The organism is Nocardioides sp. BP30, assembly GCF_029873215.1.
Taxonomy (GTDB): Bacteria; Actinomycetota; Actinomycetes; order Propionibacteriales; family Nocardioidaceae; genus Nocardioides.
Window position 1 is genome coordinate 3,244,613 of sequence record NZ_CP123620.1, and the last position, 18,053, is coordinate 3,262,665.

The following is an 18,053-nucleotide window of genomic DNA, read 5'->3' on the forward strand; positions in this document are numbered from 1 at the left end:
CCGGCACCGGGCCGGGCGGGACCCGGGGGCCTGCTGTCTCAACGGCGCAGGGCGGTCCGGGTTCGGTGTTGGAAGCGGTAGCGCCCGTCGGGGAGCCTGATCGTCTCGTACGTCGGGTCGTGGGCGCGTCTGTGGTGGTGTCCGCAGAGGAGGGATCCGTGATTCAGGTCGGTGTGGCCGCCGGTTGACCAGGGTTGGTCGTGGTGGGCGTCGCACCAGGGTGCGGGGACGGTGCAGCCTTCTGCTCGGCAGTGTTTGTCGCGTAGCGCGAGGGCTTTGCGCTGGGGGCCGGTGAAGAGTCGTCGGGTGCGGCCGAGATCGAGGGGCTCGGATGCTCCGCCGAGGACGGCGGGGATGATCCCCGCGGTACAGGCCAGCCGGCGGGTCTCCCCGGTGCTGATGGGGGTGCCGTCATCGAGCCAAGCAACACCGAGGTCGGCCTGTAGCTGGTCCAGCGTCATGGTCACCACCACCGTTGTCGCGTCACCCCCGTGGGCGGGGAGTCGGGTGGGATCGGTGTTCTCCAGGAGCTGGGCGAACGCGTGCGCGAGGAGCCGGCTCCGAGGCTGGACCCGGCCGTCGGCCTCCAGGGCCGCCACCCGGGGCTGGGTGTAGGCCTGCAGGTAGGTCCGCAACCGATGACCCACGACCTCGGGCACGATGCCGTGGATCCGGGTCGTCCCGTCACCTTGGTCGGTGATCGACAGGCACGCTTTCACCTGGGCCTGTTCCTCGAGCCGACGGATCGCCTCGGCCTCGGCAGCTTCCACGACCTCGGGTGCGACGACCTCCAACAGATGCGTGGCGAGGCGGCGCAGGTCCTTGGGCCGGTGCTCACTCGCGAGGTCGCACAGCGTGACCTCCGCCCGCGCCAACACCTCGGCGGGTAGGTCGTCGGGCAGGTCGTCCAGGCCACGGAGGATGACGCGGGCGTGCTCGAGACTGAACGCACCGCGCGCGAGCCTTGCCCGCACCACCGGCCGGGCCTCTAATTCCCGGGCCAACCGAAGGGTGGTGTGCGCGGCGGGACTCTCGACCCGGTGTTGCGCGGTCAGCCAGGCCGCGACATCGCGGGCACCGACCTCGGCGGCGACATCGTCGGCGGAGGCGACCACCCGCAGGTACAGTTCCTCGAGCCGCGCGCGGGACCGCATCAGCGCGGCGAGCACGTCCTTCTTGTCATTCGTTCCCAGGAAGACCGGGTTCGCGTCCGTGGCCTGGTCGAGGGCAGCAGTGATCGTGGCGAGTGCCGTCTGGATCTGATGCATGAGGACCACCACCGAGAGAGATCAGTTCGAACGCATGTTCGAAGCCTAGGTGGTCGGATGTGTGTGGTCAACCCTGTTCTCGTAACCGGACCAGCGCGGAAATCTCGTCGTACTGGATCACAGCCATCGTGGCCCGACGCAACTGTGCTTAAGGCACTCGACCCGGCCAAGACACCGGGCCACGCTGGGACTAGCCCACGCTTTCCGTTTTTCCTCAGACCAACCCCGAAGCGACATCCGCCTCGACGCAACTCAACTACCACGCACCGACGCCTCGACAGTCACACGTTGACGCCTCGACGGTCACACGATGACGCCTCGGCATCACTCCGGACGGCGGTTGGCGCGGCGTACGTCCTTGGGTGGCCTCCCACCCAGATAGGAGGCCGACGAGTCGACCAGGAACCCCCGCCGCAGCACCTCACGGCCCACGAGCATCCGGAAGCCCATCGCGTCGCGGCGCGTCAGCGTGACCTCGGCTGGCACGATCCGACCGTCCAGGCGCAGGTCGAGCGTGACGACGTACCGCTCCTCGACGTGACCGGAGGAGGACCGGACGTGCCGGCGGTCATGCACGGGCAGCTCGACCACCACCGGATCGGCCGAGCTGCGCTGCCACGGGTGCACCTCGAACCGGACCCAGTCCTCTCCGTCGCGCCCGAACCGTTCCAAGGCGAAGGCGTGCAACGATGACGTCTGGGCGCCGGTGTCTATCTTGGCCTTGAGCCACTCGATCCCGAGGCCCGGCAGGCCGACCCATTCACGCCAGCCGACGGTGCGGGTGGGATCGTTCGTGGACACGTCCCCATCCAACCAGGATCCCTTCGTGAAGATCGCCCTCTTGTCTCGCGCGCCGCGCAGCTACAGCACCCAGCGCCTGCGTCAGGCCGCCCTCGACCGCGGCCACAACGTCAAGGTGCTCAACACCCTGCGGTTCGCGATCGATCTGTCCGGCGACGAGCCGGACCTGCACTTCCGCGGCAGGCAGCTGACGGAGTACGACGCGATCCTGCCGCGCATCGGCGCCTCCATCACCTACTACGGCACCGCCGTGGTGCGGCAGTTCGAGCAGATGGACGTCTACACGCCCAACACCTCGAGCGGGATCACCAACTCGCGCGACAAGCTGCGGGCCAACCAGATCCTGTCCCGACACGGCATCGCGATGCCGCCGACGGCGTTCGTGCGGAACCGCGCCGACGTCGTGCCGGCGATCAACCGGGTGGGCGGTGCGCCGGTCATCATCAAGCTGCTCGAGGGAACCCAGGGCATCGGCGTGATCCTGGCGCCGGACATCAAGGTCGCCGAGGCGATCATCGAGACGCTGCACTCCACCCGGCACAACGTGCTGATCCAGAAGTTCATCAAGGAGTCCAAGGGGCGCGACATCCGGGCGCTCGTGGTGGGCGACCGCGTCGTGGCGGCGATGCGGCGTACGGCTCAGGGAGAGGACTTCCGTTCCAACGTCCACCGGGGCGGCGCGGTCGAACGGGTCGAGCTGGACGAGGAGTTCGAGCGCACGGCCGTGCGGGCCGCCCAGATCATGGGCCTCAAGGTGGCCGGCGTCGACATGCTGGAAAGCGTCGACGGGCCGCTGGTGATGGAGGTCAACTCCTCCCCCGGCCTGGAAGGCATCGAGACGGCCACCAAGCTCGACGTCGCCGGCGCGATCATCGACTACATCGACAACCAGGTGGCCTTCCCGCAGATCGACGTGCGCGAGCGGCTCGCCGTCTCCACCGGGTACGGCGTGGCAGAGCTCGTGGTGCACGGCGACGCGGACCTCGTCGGCAAGACACTCGGAGAGTCCGGACTGCGCGAGCGGGACATCACCGTCCTCACCCTGCACCGCGGCTCGATGGTGATCCCCAACCCGAACACCGGGCACGTGCTGGAGGCCGAGGACCGGCTGCTGTGCTGGGGCAAGCTCGAGGAGATGCGCACGATGATCCCGGACCGGCCGAAGCGGCGACCGCGGGTCAAGAAGCTGCCGAAGAACCCCCTGCCCGCCGACGGCTGAGGCCCGACTCGACCCGGACGCAGGCCCGACTCGACCCGGACGCAGGCCCGACTCGACCCGGACGCAGGCCCGACTCGACCTCAGGCGGTCGTCTGCTCCACCAGCGCCTCGACCACCGCGTCGATGCCGCCGCGCGCGAACGCGTCGCGCTGCAGCCGCGCCCCGGAGCCACGCTCGCGGATCCGGGCGAGGCCGGTCCTGACCAGCTCGTCGTCGCCGGTGCTCTTCAGGGCCGGCTCGACCATCGCGAGCAGCTCGCCGACCAGCTCCCAGGCCGGGACGAGCGCACCGGAGGCGGGGTCGACCAGCTGCTCCTCGACGCCCCACCGCGCGGCCCGCCAGGAGGTGGCGCGGATGAGCTCGCTGCGGATCGCCGGCACCGGCATGCCGTCGGCGGCCTGGTCGGCCACTGTCGAGACCAGCGCCCGGGCCAGGGCGGCGATCGTCGCCGCATCGCGCACATCGGCACACACGTCGCAGACCCGGATCTCGACGGTCGGGTAGCGGGCGGAGAGGCGCGCGTCGAAGCAGATCATCGCCTCGTCGAGCGCGGCACCGCTGCTGATGAGGGCAGCGCGCGCACGCTCGTACCCCTCGATCGAGCCGAACACATCGGCCGCGCCGGCCGTCGGCCACTGACCCCACAGCACGCTGCGGTAGCTGGCGTAGTCCGTGTCGCGGCCGGCCAGGAACGGCGAGTTGGCGCTGAGGGCGAGCAGCACCGGCAGCCACCCGCGGATACGGTCGAGTACGGCCACGCCCTCCTCGGGCGAGTCGATCGAGACGTGGACGTGCATGCCGCAGGCGAGCTGCATCTGCGCCAGCCTGCCGAACATGTCGATCATCCGCTCGTAGCGGGCGTCTGCCGTGGTGGTGACGCGCTGGTCCAGCGGGCTGGTCGCCGAGGCGAGCAGACGCACGCCGCGGGCCCGCGCCGCCTCTGCGAGCTCAGCACGCCGGGCGCGGAGATCGGCGTGCAGCGAACCGATGTCCTCGTGCGGCGCCGAGCCGAGCTCCGCCTGCTGCTGCATGAACTCCTTGTCGAAGCGCCCGTGCGTCGCCTGCTCGGCCCGCGCCACCACCTGACCGCCCTCGGCGGCCAGGTACGGGGACTCGCGCTGGGCCAGGAGGAACTCCTCCTCGACTCCCACTGTCCGTGTCATGGCTCGTCAGTGCCCTCTCACCCGATGATCGAAGCGTCCAGCGCCGCGACGTATCCGGCCAGGAGCGCGAGTGCCACATCACCCACGGCGTCGTCGGTGGGCCGGAACGTGGCGTGGTGCAGGATGGCCGGCTCGGCGAGACCGGGCTGCTGGTCGACGCCGACGAACATCATCAGGATGCGGGCCACGTCGCCGTAGTGGGAGAAGTCGTCGGCTCCGCACGAGCGCAGTGAGGACGTCAGCTCGAATCCGAGCTCGGCGAGTCGCGGGTGCGTCCCCGCTGCCAGCAGTGCGTCGTTGACCAGGGCCGGCTCACCGTCCTGGATCCGCACCTCGCCGCGACAGCCGAAGCCGGCGGCCACCCGGTCCACGATGGTCGTGATCTCCTCGTGCACGCGCGCCCGGTCGGCGACGTCGAGCAGCCGGAGCGTGCCGTGGGCGTGCGCCTCGTCGGGGATGACGTTGGCAGCCGACCCCGCCCGCACGGCGCCGATGCTCAGCACCGCGGCGTGCAGCGGGTCGACCCGCCGGCTGACGACCTGCTGCAGCGCCACGATGACCTGGGCCAGCGCCAGCACGGGGTCCCGGGTGAGGTGCGGATAGCCGCCGTGGCCGCCGCGTCCGGTGATCAGGATCTCGAGCTCGTCGGTCGAGGCGTTGACGGCCCCCTCGGTGGCGGCCACCGTACGCCGCGACAGCAGCGGCTGGACATGGGCTCCCACCACGGCCCGCACGTCGTGCTCGGTGAGGATCTTGGTCGCCACGATCTCGCGGGCGCCCGACGGCGGCTTCTCCTCGCGCGGCTGGAGGATGACGAGCAGCGGCACCGGCAGGTCCACCCGTGCCGCCGCCCTGGCCAACGCCGCCGTCGCAGCGAGGTGGACGTCGTGGCCGCAGGCGTGCATCAGCCCGTTGGTCGACGCGTCGTCGGATCCGGTGCACTCGATCACCGGCAGGGCATCGAGCTCGGCGCGTACGGCGACGCACGGGCCCTCCTGTCGCCCGATCCGGATCAGCCGGCCGGTCTCGGCGACGACCGAGGTCTCGCCGGCGCCGATCGCCGCCGTGACCTCCTCCGCGGTGCGCCACTCGGCCCCGGACAGCTCGGGCTGCGCGTGGATCCGGCGACGCAGCGCCACCGCCGCCGGCAGCTCCTGCTCCAGCGCGGCTCGCAACATCGCCATCGTCGTCGCACGTGGGTCCATGTCCACCGACGATACGAGGCAGGGTGGTGAAGTCACGCCGTCCTCGTCGGTTCTGCCGTACGGGCGCTGCCGGAGTCGCTATCGTGCCGACGTGCGGCAGCGCCCTCTCGAGACGGTTGGCCGGTGCGCGTCATCGGTCCGCCTCCCCGGGGCTACCCCGGGGGCCACCGGTACGTCCGGGCTCAGCACCGCGCGCGACAGGCTGCGCTCCGCTGCAGGACATCGCGCGCACGACGGGACAGGTCGGGCGGCGCTGCCGCACCCCGGCCGCCGGGCAGGACGCCGCCGTTGAGGGCCGACCTGGCGCGAGCGCTCGCCGCAGCGTTCCTGGGCGGCGAGTGGACCGAGGAGGCGCTGGTCGCGGGCGGTGTGGAGGTCCTCGGCCGACGTACCGGCTGGCTCACCGCCCTGGCGCGGCAGACCCTCGACCTCCTCCCCCGCGCCCCCGTGGACAGGCCGCGTGAGCTGGCCACCCTCATCGCGAGCCGTCCCGCAGCGGCCAAGCCCAAGGCCAGACGCGCGCGGCCGCTGCTGCAGCCGGTCAGCCCGACCCGGATGGCGGCCAACCGCTGGCAGCTGCCGGCGCTCGACGACATCGGCGCGCTCGCCGGGCTGCTGCGCGTCGACAGCGGCGAGCTGGACTGGTTCGCCGACCCGCGCCGCTGGGCCCGGCAGACCGACGAGCCCCGGTTGCAGCACTACCGGGTGAGCCACCGGGTTGCTGCCAGCGGCGCCATCCGCGTGCTCGAGGCTCCCAAGCAGCGGCTCAAGGACATCCAGCGGCTGCTCCTGGGCCGGATGCTCTCCGCGATCCCGGCGCACGCGGCCGCGCGCGGGTTCCGGCCGGGTGGCTCGGTCGGGTCCTACGCCGCACCGCACGCCGGCCGGGCCGTGGTGATCCGGATGGACCTGGAGTCGTTCTTCGCCGGTGTCACGGTGAACCGGGTCTACGGGATCTGGCGGACCGCCGGCTACCCGGAGCCGGTGGCGCACCTCCTGGCGGGCCTGACGACGACGGTGCTGCCCCACGCGGTGTGGCAGGCGATCCCGCGCCCGGCCTCCGAGCGGCTGCACGCCGCCCACTGGCGGCTGGGCCGACGACTCGCCGCACCCCACCTGCCCCAGGGCGCACCGACCTCTCCGGCGCTGGCCAACCTGGCGGCGTACCGCCTCGACGTGCGGCTCAGCGCGCTCGCGCAGGCGTGGGGCGGCCGCTACACCCGGTACGCGGACGACCTGGCGTTCTCCGGCGGCCGCAGCTGGTCGACCGGCACCTCGCGCCTGCTCGAGGCGATCGAGGAGGTCGTGCGCGACGAGGGGTTCCGACTCAACCAGCGCAAGACGGCCGTCATGATGCACGGCGGACGGCAGGTGCTCGGTGGGCTCGTCATCAACGATCGACCGCACGTCGCCCGCGCGGAGGTGGACCTGCTGCGCGCGATCCTGCACAACTGCGGCCGGTACGGCCCCGGCAGCCAGAACCGTGAGGGCGTCCCGGCCTTCGCCGAGCACCTGCGGGGCCGGGTCGCCTGGGTGGCCCAGCACGACCCGGCCCGCGGGGCTCGGCTCAAGGCGGCGTACGACGCCATCGACTGGAGCAGGTGAGGCGCGCTGCCGCTCCTTCGAGGCGTCGCTCAGTCGAGCAGCGCACCCCGCAGCGCCGCCACGGCCTGGGCGACGGCAGCCTTCGCGGCCTGGGTGTCGTGCAGCGAGTTGACCATCACGAAGTCGTGCACGATGCCCTGGTAGCGCACAGCGGTGACCGGGACACCGGCCCGGCGCAGGTTGGCGGCGTAGGCCTCACCCTCGTCACGGAGCACGTCGGCCTCCGCGGTGATGACGAGCGCCGGCGGCAGGCCGGTGAGCTGCTCGGTGGAGGCACGCAGCGGGGAGGCGGTGATCTGGGCGCGGTCCTCCTCGCTGGTCGTGTACTGGTCCCAGAACCACTTCATCCCCTCGCGGGCGAGGAAGTAGCCCTCCGCGAAGGTGTGATAGCTCTCGGTGTCGAAGCTCGCGTCGGTGACCGGGTAGAACAGCACCTGGAAGCGGAACGACACGTCGCCGCGCTCCTTGGCCAGCAGCGTCAGCGCGGCCGACATGTTGCCGCCGACCGAGTCGCCCGCGACGGCGATCCGGCTGCCGTCCAAGCCGTGCTCGGCCCCGGCGGTCCCGACCCATTGCGCGACGGCGTACGACTGCTCGATCGCGTGCGGGTAGCGCACCTCGGGCGAGCGGTCGTACTCCGGGAAGACGACGGCGGCACCGGTCCCGACCGCCAGGTCGCGGACGAGCCGGTCGTGGGTGTGGGCATCGCCGAAGACCCAGCCGGCGCCGTGGACGTAGAGCACCACCGGAAGCGCTGCGTCGGCGCCCCGGGGCTTCACGATCCGAACCTGGACCGACCCGCTCGGGCCGCCCGGGACCTCGATCCACTCCTCGTCGATGTCGGGCTTCTCGATCGGCTCGTCCTGCACGCCGTCGACGGCCTTGCGGCCCTCCTCCGGCGCGAGCTGGTAGAGGAACGGTGGCTCGCTGGTGGCGTCGACGAACGCCTGCGCGGCGGGCTCGAGGGCGAGGTGGTGCGGGTTTCCTGCCATGGGGATCTCTTCTCTGGTGGGTGGGAGGGTCTCGCCGTCGGGAGGCGGCGTCAGGCGCCGGGGCCACGGCGTCGCGCACGGGCCCGACCGTTCACGCCGGCAACCCGCGCTCGCTCGGCCGTTGCGACCGCCTGGGTCGAGGTTAGGCCCCGGACCCGGCCGACGCCGAGGCTGTGCGCGCGATGTCAAGGAAGCGTTCGCGTGCTGTCAATCTGCTCGGCACGGCGGGCGCGAGGCACCGTCGCGACCGCCTGTTCCTGACGCCACTGGGTCGGCGTGGCCTCGTAGCGCTCACGGAAGGCGCGGCTGAACCGTGCCGGCGAGGTGAATCCCGAGCGCTCGGCGATCAGCTCGACGGGGATGCCCGGCGCCGAGCCGGCGAGCAGCCGAGCGGCTCGTGCCAGCCGGGCGTCCAGGATGCTCCCCGCCACCGAGCGGGAACAGGCGCGGAACGCCTTCTGCAACGAGCGCAGCGAGACGTGCACTCCCTCGGCGACCCGGGCCGGCGTCAGTCGCGGGTCGGCCGCGTGGACCTCGATGTGCCGCAGGGCGAGCGCCACCACGTTGCGCCGCTCCACCTCGGTCGGAGTCAGGCGGCCCACGAAGTCGTCGACGAACGCGGTGGTGAAGTCGACCGCTGAACGCGCCACCGCGCCCGAGGTCGCGGGCGTGAGGTCGGCGGCGTTCTCGAGCGCGCTGCTCGCCATCGCCCACAGCATCCGAGGGACGCCGCCGACCACCGGGAACGCCACGCTGCTCAGCGCGTCGAGGGTGCGCTGTCCCAGCCCCAGCGACTCCGCGTCCATCCGGATCGAGAGCGCCTGGAAGTCCGGGGTGTAGCGGAAGCTGGTGGGGCGCCGGAAGTGCTTGACGCTCATCAAACCTGGATCGGTGTCGAGCTCGGCCCGCGCCTGCCGTACCGACACGCTGCCGCGCAGCACGAATGCCCACACCAGCGCGTCACCAGGATCCCGGTAGTCGGCACCGGGCTCGCGCGGGAGCCGGGCGTGGGTGCGGGTGAACTGCACCGACCCCAGGTCGAGGTGCTGCACGACCGTCGCCGAGGACGGCAGGAAGCCGGACGCGGTGCGCTCGAGCACGGAAGCAACGCCGATTCCGCCTTTCCCGTCGGCGCAAAGGTCTGCGAAAAGCCTAAGCGATGCCGCCGTCCGGGTGACGCCGGTCGGCGGGCGACGCCCGCTCGCCCGTGGCCGTGAGCGAGGATGCTGAGCATGAGCCTGCCGACGATCGCCGATCTGACCACCCTGCCCGCGAACGATCACCCCGACCTGCTCGCCGACCCGGTGGCAGCGGCGCTGATCGGGTGGCCCGACGCCGCCGCTGTCGGCGTGGTCGCGATCGATGCGGAGCTGGCGGACACCGCCGCCCTGGTGGCCGCCTACGACCTTCCGCTGGCGGCGAGCGGGAACTGCGTCCTGGTCGCCGGGCAGCGCGCCGGGGACGAGCGGATCGCCGCCTGTGTGGTCCCGGCCGACACCCGCGCCGACGTCAACGGGCTGGTGCGGCGGCTGCTCGACGTGCGCAAGGCGTCGTTCCTGCCGATGGAGCGCGCTGTCGAGGAGTCGGCGATGGAGTACGGCGGGATCACGCCGGTGGGACTGCCCGCCGCCTGGCGGGTGCTGGTCGACGAGCGGCTGACCCGGGCGGAGTTCGTCGTGCTCGGTTCCGGCGTACGGCGCTCGAAGCTGCTGGTGCCCGGGCCGGCTCTCGGCACGCTCCCGGGCGTCGAGGTGATCGAGGACCTCGGCCGCTGATCACCGCCGTGCCGGGTGCCTGCGCTCCCGATCGCGACACGTCCGCGAGGGGGTGCGGACAGGTGCCGGGGTGCGTCGGCACTCGGGTCCGGCCGTCGTGGGTACCGTCGCGTCGTGGATGTGGAAGCGTTCGAGGCCGAGGCCCGGGACCAGGGCGGCGGCTCGGGCGAGTCGACGCTGACCGTCGTCATCGCGCTGGGTGCCAATGCGCTGCTGGCGATGGCCAAGAGCGTCGCCGCGGCGCTGACGGGCTCTGCCGCCATGGTCGCCGAGGCGGCGCACTCCTGGTCCGACACCGGCAACGAGGTGTTCCTGCTCATCGCCGAGCGCAGCGGGCGCCGGCCCCGCGATGCCCAGCACCCCCGGGGCTATGGCCGGCAGACCTACATCTGGTCGCTGGTCGCCGCCTTCGGCCTGTTCTCGGCGGGCGCGATGGTGTCGATCTGGCACGGGGTCACCGATCTGCTGTCGGAGCCGGGTGACGCCGGCAGCTTCACCATCAACTACGTCATCCTCGGCATCTCCGTCCTGCTCGAGGGCTCCTCGTTCTTCCAGGCGAACCGGCAGGTCCACGGCAAGGCCCGCACGCTCGGCCTGCATCCGTTCCGGTACGTCTCACGCACCTCCGACAGCACCCTGCGCGCTGTCTTCTTCGAGGACGCGTCCGCCCTGATCGGCATCGCGCTGGCGGGGGGTGCGATCGCGCTGCACCAGGCGACCGGCGAGGCGGCGTACGACGCCTGTGGGTCGATCGCTGTCGGCCTGCTGCTGGCCGTCGTCGCGATCTTCCTGATGCGACGCAACATGGCCTACCTCCTCGGTCAGGGGCTCAGCCAGGAGATGCAGCGCGAGGTGCTCCGCACGATGTTGGAGCACCCGGAGATCGAGCGGATCACCTACCTCCACGTGGAGTACGTCGGGCCCAGCAGGCTGTTCGTGGTCGCCGCGGTCGACCTGGTCGGGGACGACCGGGAGGGCCAGCTCGCGCTGCGCTTCCGCCGGGTGGAGGCCGACATCGAGCGCTCCGACCTGATCGAGGACGCGGTCCTCACCCCCGCGCCGCCGGACGAGCCGGCGCTCACCGCGGACGGGCTCGCCTCCTGAGCTCGGCCACTCGACCCGCGGAAGGTGACGCCTCGCCCCGCGGAAGGTGACGCCTCGGCGGTGGTCAGCCGTCGGTGCCGGCGGACTCGGCGTCCTGGAAGGCCTCGTGGTTGCGGATGACCTCCGCGATGATCACGCCGAGGATCTTCTGCGCGAACGCGGCGTCGAGGCCGCTCTCGTCGGAGAGCCGCTGCAGACGCTCGATCTGGGCCGCCTCCCGGCCCGGGTCGGCGGCCGGCATCCCCACCCGGGCCTTGAGCCGCCCGACCTGCTCGGTGCACTTGAAGCGCTCGGCCAGCAGATGGACCAGTGCGGCGTCGAGGTTGTCGATGCTGGCGCGCAGGCGGGCGAGCTCAGCGCCCGGGTCATCCGTCGTCATGGCACCATCCACCCACGTCGCGGGCGCTTTCGCCAACCCGACGCACGCTCACCCACCCTCCTGCGCCAGCGCCTGCCGCACTGCCGCCTCGATCCGGGCCAGCGGCGCAGCCGTGCTCACCACCACCACAGCGCCGCCGGCCGCGTCACTCGGGGAGAAGGTGCGTTGCACCACCGCGAGCGCGGACTCGATCTCGCGCTGCGGGTCCTCGATCTCACCGCGCAGCCAGCGCCGGAGCACGCGGTTGTGCGCTGCGACCACGCTCGCCGCCATCAGCTCCGCGTTGAGCTCGGCGGCCTCCGAGCCATCGCCCCATCGGCCGAGGTAGGTGCGGAAGAGTCGCTGGTAGCGCAGCCCACCCCAGAGCTCGCGCTCGCGCAGGGCCGTCACCGACGACGTGAGCCGGTAGCGCTCCCGGGCGCGCTCGCCCTCGGCGACGTAGTGGAAGAGCACGATCTTGACCGCATCGACGACTGCCGCGAGCGCCGAGTCGGAGTGCGAGCTGCGCAATCGGTCCTCGACGCGCTGCAGCAGGGCGTCGTGATCGGGGAAGATCACCGCCTCCTTGGAGCCGTAGGAACGGAAGAACGTACTGCGGCTCACCCCGGCCGCGGCGGCGATGTCGTCGACGGAGGTCGCGTCGTAGCCGCGCTCGGCGAACAGGTGGAACGCCACGTCGGCGATGTCGGTGCGGCCAGCACTCATCAAAGCTCCTCTCGGTGGTGGACATTCTGCCTGTTGACACCTAGTCTCACCTAAAGACATTCAGTCCCACCGAGTGGACTGCATCACGCGAGTGAGGAATGGCCGGGATGACCACAGCACCTGCAGACACCTCGAACACCATGCCGGCCGCCGCGGCGCGTGGCGCTCGCACCGCTCCCGCCAGCCGCACCGCCCCCGCCGGCCGGCCGACCCCCCGGCCGACCGAGTGGCTGCTGACCGCCCGGCATGCGGAGCGCCGGTTCGACGGGCGACGCGCCGCCTGGGGCCCGTTCCACATCCGGCGCAACGGCGAGCACCGCACCGCCTGCGGGCAGCCGTCGGTCACCTGGCACACCTTCTGGGAGCTGCGGATGGACACCCACCTCGCGCAGATCTGCAAGGAGTGCGCAGCAGCGGCCCGCGCCGCTCAGCGATGACCGCGTAGCAGCCGACCGGCGGAGGCCACCCGCCGTCGGCGCTCCTTGCGTGCGACCCGCCGGCCTGCTGTAATAATCAGGATTCCTGTTTGTTCTGGAGGTCCTGTGTCGCATTCCGCCCTCGAGCTGCCCCCTACCCTGCGCGTGGAGCGCAGCGGCAAGGTCGCCGTCCTCACCCTCGCCCGACCCGAGAAGCGCAATGCGCTGAGCGACGAGACCGTGCTGGGGATCGAGCGGTTCTTCACCCACCTGCCCGAGGACGTCGCGTGCGTCGTTCTCGCGGCCGACGGCGACCACTTCTGCGCCGGCCTCGACCTGGCGGAGATGGCCGAGCGGGACACGCTCGGCGGCGTCCGGCACTCGCGGATGTGGCACCGCGCCTTCGAGCAGATCGAGTTCGGCACCGTCCCGGTGGTCGCGGCGCTGAAGGGTGCCGTCATCGGCGGCGGCCTGGAGCTGGCCGCCGCGACCCACATCCGGGTCGCCGAGCGCTCCACGTTCTACGCCCTCCCCGAAGGGATGCGCGGCCTGTTCGTCGGCGGCGGCGGCTCGGTGCGCATCCCGCGCCTCATCGGCGTGGCCCGGATGGCCGACCTCATGTTGACCGGTCGCCGGTACGACGCCGAGCAGGGTGCCGCCGTGGGCCTGTCCCAGTACGTCGCGGACGACGGTGCCGGCCTGGACCTCGCGCTCGACCTGGCCGCCCGGATCGCGGAAAACGCACCGCAGAGCAACTACGCGATCGTCCAGGCACTCCCCCGGATCGCGGAGGCCAACCCGCGCGAGGGCTACGTGATGGAGTCGATGATGGCCGCCATCGCCCAGGGCACCGGTGACGCCAAGCAGCGCATGCAGGCGTTCCTGGACGGCCGGGCCCAGAAGGTGACCGACCGATGAGCGTGCAGACCGGCGACATCCTCTGGACGCCGCCCGCCGACGTCCTGGAGACGACGCGAGTGGGCCGCTTCCTCCGCTGGGTGAACGAGCACAACGGTCTCGACCTGAGCGGCCACGACGACCTGTGGCGCTGGTCGGTCGAGGACCTGGACGGCTTCTGGGCCGCGCTCTGGGAGTTCTTCGACGTCGCCGAGCACGGCGAGCGGAGCGCTGTCCTGGCCGAGCGCACGATGCCGGGCGCGCGGTGGTTCCCCGGCTCGCTGCTCAACTACGCCGAGCAGGCGCTGCGCGGTGCCGGCGAAGGCAGCGAGGATCGCCCGGCCGTCCTGGGCCGCTCGCAGGCCCGGCCCGACGTCGACCTCAGCTGGCGCGAGCTGCGTGATCAGGTCGCGCGTGCCCGGCGGGTCCTCGTCGACCTCGGCGTGCGGCCCGGCGACCGGGTGGCGGGCTACCTGCCGAACACCCCCGAGGCGCTGGTCGCGTTCCTGGCGGCCGCCGGCCTGGGTGCGGTGTGGACCAGCTGCGCGATCGAGTTCGGCCCCCGCAGCGTCGTCGACCGCTTCGGACAGGTCGAGCCCGTCGTGCTGCTGGTCGCCGGCGGCTACCGGTACGGCGCCAAGCCGATCGACCGGCGCGACCAGGTGGCCGAGGTGGTCACCGGCCTGCCGAGCGTTCGGACGGTCATCGACATCGAGTACGGCGAGTGGCGCGTGGCCGGCGCCGCCTCGTGGCCGGCGCTGCTGGCCGCGGTGGTCGAGCCGCTCGCCGAGATCACACCGGTGCCCTTCGACCACCCGTTGGTGGTGCTGTTCTCCTCCGGCACGACCGGCAAGCCCAAGGCCATCGTGCACGGACACGGCGGCATCACCCTGGAGCACCTGAAGAACCACGCGCTGTCGTGGGACCTCGGCCCCGGCGACGTGATGCTGTGGTACTCCACCACCGCCTGGATGATGTGGAACGCGCTGGTCTCGGGACTGCTGGTCGGCGCGACGATCGTGATGCTGGACGGCGACCCGGCCTACCCCGACCTCGGTTGGCAGTGGCGCCTCGCCGAGGAGACCGGGGCGACCCTGATGGGCGCCAGCCCGGGCTTCGTGATGGCCTGCCGCGCGGCCGGTCTCGACCTGCGCGACCTCGATCTCAAGATTCGCGTCGTCGGTTCGGCCGGCTCGCCGCTGCCCCCGGAGGGCTACGCCTGGATCGGCGAGCATCTCGGCGCACAGGTGCAGCTCAACGTCGGCAGCGGCGGCACCGACGTGTGCAGCGGCCTGGTCCAGAACAACCCGCTGCTGCCCGTCCGGGCCGGGATGATCTCCGGTCGCGCCCTCGCCGTCGACGTGCACGCGTACGACGAGGCGGGCCGCGAGGTGATCGGCGAGCCCGGCGAGCTGGTGGTCACCGCGCCGATGCCGTCCATGCCGATCGGCCTGTGGGGCGACACCGACGGCAGCAGGTTGCGCGACACCTACTTCGACACCTATCCCGGCGTGTGGCGGCACGGCGACTGGATCGTCTTCGAGCCCGACGGCAGCTGCGTCGTCACCGGTCGCAGCGACGCCACCCTCAACCGCGGCGGCGTCCGGCTGGGCACCGCAGAGTTCTACCGGGTCGTGGAGGAGCTGCCCGGGGTGGCCGACAGCCTGGTCGTGCATCTGGAGGACCCGGCCGGCGGCAACGGCGAGCTGATCCTCTTCGTCGCCACCGCCGGCGCTGAGCCGCTCGACGAGACGCTGATCGGCATCATCAGGACCGCGCTGCGCACCGCGCTCTCGCCTCGGCACGTGCCGGACCGGATCGTCGGCGTACCTGCCGTCCCCCGCAACCTGACCGGCAAGAAGCTGGAGCTGCCGGTCAAGCGGATCCTGCAGGGCACGCCGGCGGCACAGGTGGTCAGCCGTGACGCCCTGGCGGACCCGACGGTGCTCGACCCGTTCATCGCCCTCGCTCCCGAGCACCAGGAGACCCACGCATGAGGACCGACATCAGCACCCTCGCGGTGGTCGGGGCCGGCTCGATCGGCGGCAGCTGGACCGCCCTGGCCCTGGCCAAGGGACTGACCGTGCACGCCGCCGACCCCGACCCGGCGGCCGAGGACCGGCTGCGCACCGCCGTGGCGGCGCACCTGGTCGAGCTCGACACGGACGCCGGCGCGCTGGAGCGCCTGCACGTCCACCTCGACCCCGCCGGTGCCGTCGCACCGGCCGACCTGGTCATCGAGTCGGGGCCCGAGCGGGTCGACCTCAAGCGTGAGCTCTTCGCCGCCCTCGATGCGGTGGCGGCGCCCGACGTGGTGCTGGCCAGCAGCTCCTCCGGGTTCGGGCCGAGCGCCTTCCAGGACGCCTGCCGCCACCCCGAGCGGGTGGTGGTGGCGCACCCCTTCAACCCGCCGCACCTGGTCCCGCTGGTCGAGGTGGTCGGCGGGCGCGCGACGTCGGAGGAGACGATCGAGGCGACCATGACCGCGATGACCCGGCTCGGGCGTCAACCGGTGCGCGTGCGTGCCGAGCTGCCCGGACACGTGGTGAACCGGCTGCAGTCGGCGCTGTGGCGCGAGGCCTACGACCTGGTCCGCCGGGGCGCGATCACCGTGGCCGACCTCGACCGGGCCGTCGCCTCCGGGCCGGGCCTGCGGTGGGCACTGCTCGGACCCATCGCGACCCAGCACCTCTCCGGCGGTCCCGGCGGGATGGCGCACGTGCTGGAGCACCTCGGGCCGCCGATGGTCGACTGGTGGAACGACCTCGGCTCCCCCGAGCTCACCCCCGAGCTCACCGCCGAGCTGGTCGACGGCGTACGGGCCGAGATGGCCGGCCGCGAGCGCGACGTCCTCGCCCGGCGGGACCGTGCCCTGCGCGAGCTGATCGCGCTCAAGCAGCGCGTCGGCCTCGGCGACCGTGACCAGCTCGACGACTGTGACCAGCTCGACGACCACGGGGGTGAGGCGCGATGAGAGACAACGGCCTCGGCTCCTGGACCCGCCGCCGCGCCCGGATGACACCGGCGAAGGCGGCCCTGATCCAAGACGACGTGCCGACGACGTACGCCGACCTCCACCGCGGGGCGACCCAGCTGGCCCACGGGCTGCGCGAGCGAGGCGTGCGACGCGGTGACCGGGTCGCGTTCCTCGGCCTCAACTCCGTGGAGATGGTGACGGCGATGTTCGCCACCGCGCAGCTCGGCGGCGTGTTCGTCCCGGTGAACACCCGGCTCGCGACACCGGAGCTCGCCCACGTGCTCGGCCACAGCGGCGCGAGCCTGCTGCTCGTCGAGGACGCCCTGGCCGGACCGACCGAGGACCCCGCCATCACGGCGCTGGGGATCGACACCCTCGTCTTCACCCGCGCGGCCGGCGCGGGCCTGGACGGCCTCCGGAGCGAGGACGAGAGCGAGATCGACGAGCCGATCGGCCTCGACGACCTCTTCATGATCCAGTACACCTCCGGCACCAGCGGTCGCCCCAAGGGCGTGATGCTGACGCACGGCAACGTGTTCTGGAACGTCGCCAACCTGCTCGTCGACATCGACCTCACCAGCGAGGAGGTCGCACTCGTCACCGCCCCGCTGTTCCACACCGCCGCGCTCAACCAGGTGCTGTTCCCGACCATCCTCAAGGGCGGCACCGCGTTGATCGAGGCGCGGTTCGACCCCGTCCGGGCGATCGACCTGATCGAGTCGATGCGGGTCAGCCTGCTCTTCGGGGTCACCTCGATGTACCTCGCTCTGGCCGCCGCCCCGCGCTTCGGCGAGGCCGACCTCGGCAGCCTGCGGCTGGCGCTCAGCGGCGGCGCGCCGATCCCCGAGTCGCTGCTGCACACCTGGCTCGACCGCGGCCTGATGATCGTGCAGGGCTACGGCCTGACCGAGGCCTCCCCCGGTACGACGATGCTGCGCGCGGCCGACGGCGTCCGCAAGCTCGGCTCGGCCGGCACGGCCTGCTTCTTCACCGATGTGCGAGTGGTGGCCCAGGACGTGCAGGGCGAGCGCGAGACAGCCGTCGGCGAGCCCGGCGAGGTCCTGGTCTCCGGACCGAACGTCTCCCCCGGCTACTGGCAGGACGAGGCGGCCACAGCCGCCGCCTTCGACACGGCCTCCGACGAGCGCGGCTGGCTGCATACCGGCGACCTGGCGGTGCGCGACCAGGAGGGCTACCTCCGCATCGTCGACCGGCTCAAGGACATGTACATCTCGGGCGGGGAGAACGTCTACCCCGCCGAGGTCGAGCAGGCGCTGCACAGCCATCCCGACATCGCCGAGTGCGCGGTGGTCGGCGTACCCGACGAGCGGTGGGGCGAGGTCGGCCGGGCCTTCGTCGTGGTCCGCGCAGGCGCAGACCTCGACGAGGCGGGTGTCCTCGCCCACCTCGACGGCCGGCTGGCACGCTACAAGCTGCCCCGGACCGTGGTGTTCCTGCCCGAGCTGCCGCACAACGCGTCCGGCAAGCTGGTGAAGTCCCGACTGCGAGAGGCGACCCCGTGACCGACCCCGCCGACGTTCCCGTGA

General features: G+C 72.1%; 17 protein-coding genes. 9 read left to right on the forward strand and 8 right to left on the reverse strand.

Translation table 11 applies throughout. The features are described from left to right. Positions 1-38: 38 nt before the first annotated feature. The gene (locus P5P86_RS15340) at positions 39-1,268 is read right to left on the reverse strand and encodes an HNH endonuclease signature motif containing protein (protein WP_280608317.1); all 1,230 of its coding nucleotides are present in this window, start codon (positions 1,266-1,268) and stop codon (positions 39-41) included. A 324-nt stretch (positions 1,269-1,592) separates the two neighbouring features. Continuing rightward, a complete protein-coding gene (locus P5P86_RS15345; RefSeq protein ID WP_280608318.1) occupies positions 1,593-2,069 on the reverse strand; it encodes an ATP-dependent zinc protease family protein in 477 nt (158 codons plus the stop codon). 25 nt (positions 2,070-2,094) lie between these two features. On the opposite strand from P5P86_RS15345, the gene rimK reads away from it, so the two are divergent. Next, positions 2,095-3,288 (forward strand): 30S ribosomal protein S6--L-glutamate ligase, encoded by a 1,194-nt coding sequence (gene rimK, locus P5P86_RS15350; RefSeq protein WP_280608319.1) that lies wholly within the window; start codon positions 2,095-2,097, stop codon positions 3,286-3,288. An 80-nt stretch (positions 3,289-3,368) separates the two neighbouring features. Here the strand turns inward: rimK and P5P86_RS15355 are convergent, their stop codons facing one another. Both P5P86_RS15355 and P5P86_RS15360 read right to left on the reverse strand, forming a co-directional pair. Continuing rightward, entirely contained in the window at positions 3,369-4,451 is a 1,083-nt protein-coding gene (locus tag P5P86_RS15355) for a carboxylate-amine ligase (protein ID WP_280608320.1), read from the reverse strand. 17 nt (positions 4,452-4,468) lie between these two features. After that, positions 4,469-5,656 (reverse strand): M20 metallopeptidase family protein, encoded by a 1,188-nt coding sequence (locus P5P86_RS15360; RefSeq protein WP_280608321.1) that lies wholly within the window; start codon positions 5,654-5,656, stop codon positions 4,469-4,471. A 288-nt stretch (positions 5,657-5,944) separates the two neighbouring features. Here P5P86_RS15360 and P5P86_RS15365 point away from each other — a divergent pair, with 288 nt between their 5' ends. Further along, a complete protein-coding gene (locus tag P5P86_RS15365) occupies positions 5,945-7,261 on the forward strand; it encodes a reverse transcriptase family protein (protein ID WP_280608322.1) in 1,317 nt (438 codons plus the stop codon). Positions 7,262-7,290: 29 nt separating this feature from the next. Here P5P86_RS15365 and P5P86_RS15370 read toward each other — a convergent pair whose 3' ends face one another. Then, positions 7,291-8,253, reverse strand: coding sequence for an alpha/beta hydrolase (locus P5P86_RS15370; protein WP_280608323.1), 963 nt, complete (start codon positions 8,251-8,253; stop codon positions 7,291-7,293). 185 nt (positions 8,254-8,438) lie between these two features. After that, positions 8,439-9,353, reverse strand: a complete 915-nt coding sequence (locus P5P86_RS15375; protein WP_280608324.1) for a helix-turn-helix domain-containing protein — start codon at positions 9,351-9,353, stop codon at positions 8,439-8,441. A 132-nt stretch (positions 9,354-9,485) separates the two neighbouring features. On the opposite strand from P5P86_RS15375, the gene P5P86_RS15380 reads away from it, so the two are divergent. After that, positions 9,486-10,028, forward strand: coding sequence for a YbaK/EbsC family protein (locus P5P86_RS15380; RefSeq protein ID WP_348537903.1), 543 nt, complete (start codon positions 9,486-9,488; stop codon positions 10,026-10,028). Positions 10,029-10,142: 114 nt separating this feature from the next. Then, a complete protein-coding gene (locus P5P86_RS15385; RefSeq protein WP_280608326.1) occupies positions 10,143-11,132 on the forward strand; it encodes a cation diffusion facilitator family transporter in 990 nt (329 codons plus the stop codon). A gap of 64 nt (positions 11,133-11,196) precedes the next feature. Here P5P86_RS15385 and P5P86_RS15390 read toward each other — a convergent pair whose 3' ends face one another. Next, positions 11,197-11,511: a chorismate mutase gene (locus P5P86_RS15390; protein WP_280608327.1), complete on the reverse strand. Its 315-nt coding sequence runs from the start codon at positions 11,509-11,511 to the stop codon at positions 11,197-11,199. Positions 11,512-11,559: 48 nt separating this feature from the next. Further along, entirely contained in the window at positions 11,560-12,216 is a 657-nt protein-coding gene (locus P5P86_RS15395; RefSeq protein ID WP_280608328.1) for a TetR/AcrR family transcriptional regulator, read from the reverse strand. Between the two features lie 107 nt (positions 12,217-12,323). Between P5P86_RS15395 and P5P86_RS15400 the strand changes: the two genes are divergently transcribed. The 5 genes from P5P86_RS15400 to P5P86_RS15420 all read left to right on the forward strand — a co-directional run bounded on the left by P5P86_RS15400 (position 12,324) and on the right by P5P86_RS15420 (position 18,029). Then, complete coding sequence (locus P5P86_RS15400) at positions 12,324-12,653, forward strand: hypothetical protein (RefSeq protein WP_280608329.1); 330 nt, start codon at positions 12,324-12,326, stop codon at positions 12,651-12,653. A gap of 105 nt (positions 12,654-12,758) precedes the next feature. Then, positions 12,759-13,550, forward strand: coding sequence for a crotonase/enoyl-CoA hydratase family protein (locus tag P5P86_RS15405; RefSeq protein ID WP_280608330.1), 792 nt, complete (start codon positions 12,759-12,761; stop codon positions 13,548-13,550). Continuing rightward, positions 13,547-15,526: an acetoacetate--CoA ligase gene (locus tag P5P86_RS15410; RefSeq protein WP_280608331.1), complete on the forward strand. Its 1,980-nt coding sequence runs from the start codon at positions 13,547-13,549 to the stop codon at positions 15,524-15,526. The genes P5P86_RS15405 and P5P86_RS15410 overlap by 4 nt, the downstream gene beginning before the upstream one ends. Beyond that, positions 15,523-16,503: a 3-hydroxyacyl-CoA dehydrogenase NAD-binding domain-containing protein gene (locus P5P86_RS15415; RefSeq protein WP_280608332.1), complete on the forward strand. Its 981-nt coding sequence runs from the start codon at positions 15,523-15,525 to the stop codon at positions 16,501-16,503. Before P5P86_RS15410 ends, P5P86_RS15415 begins: the two co-directional genes overlap by 4 nt. Further along, positions 16,500-18,029, forward strand: a complete 1,530-nt coding sequence (locus tag P5P86_RS15420) for an acyl-CoA synthetase (protein WP_280608333.1) — start codon at positions 16,500-16,502, stop codon at positions 18,027-18,029. The genes P5P86_RS15415 and P5P86_RS15420 overlap by 4 nt, the downstream gene beginning before the upstream one ends. Positions 18,030-18,053 lie beyond the last annotated feature (24 nt).

What these genes read in the sequence shown, in the direction of transcription:
- P5P86_RS15340 (WP_280608317.1), bottom strand. Translation starts at nt 1,268, where the DNA reads ATGCATCAGATCCAGACGGCACTCGCCACGATCACTGCTGCCCTCGAC.
- P5P86_RS15355 (WP_280608320.1), bottom strand. Translation starts at nt 4,451, where the DNA reads ATGACACGGACAGTGGGAGTCGAGGAGGAGTTCCTCCTGGCCCAGCGC.
- P5P86_RS15360 (WP_280608321.1), bottom strand. Translation starts at nt 5,656, where the DNA reads ATGGACCCACGTGCGACGACGATGGCGATGTTGCGAGCCGCGCTGGAG.
- P5P86_RS15370 (WP_280608323.1), bottom strand. Translation starts at nt 8,253, where the DNA reads ATGGCAGGAAACCCGCACCACCTCGCCCTCGAGCCCGCCGCGCAGGCG.
- P5P86_RS15380 (WP_348537903.1), top strand. Translation starts at nt 9,486, where the DNA reads ATGAGCCTGCCGACGATCGCCGATCTGACCACCCTGCCCGCGAACGAT.
- P5P86_RS15390 (WP_280608327.1), bottom strand. Translation starts at nt 11,511, where the DNA reads ATGACGACGGATGACCCGGGCGCTGAGCTCGCCCGCCTGCGCGCCAGC.
- P5P86_RS15395 (WP_280608328.1), bottom strand. Translation starts at nt 12,216, where the DNA reads ATGAGTGCTGGCCGCACCGACATCGCCGACGTGGCGTTCCACCTGTTC.
- P5P86_RS15400 (WP_280608329.1), top strand. Translation starts at nt 12,324, where the DNA reads ATGACCACAGCACCTGCAGACACCTCGAACACCATGCCGGCCGCCGCG.
- P5P86_RS15410 (WP_280608331.1), top strand. Translation starts at nt 13,547, where the DNA reads ATGAGCGTGCAGACCGGCGACATCCTCTGGACGCCGCCCGCCGACGTC.
- P5P86_RS15415 (WP_280608332.1), top strand. Translation starts at nt 15,523, where the DNA reads ATGAGGACCGACATCAGCACCCTCGCGGTGGTCGGGGCCGGCTCGATC.
- P5P86_RS15420 (WP_280608333.1), top strand. Translation starts at nt 16,500, where the DNA reads ATGAGAGACAACGGCCTCGGCTCCTGGACCCGCCGCCGCGCCCGGATG.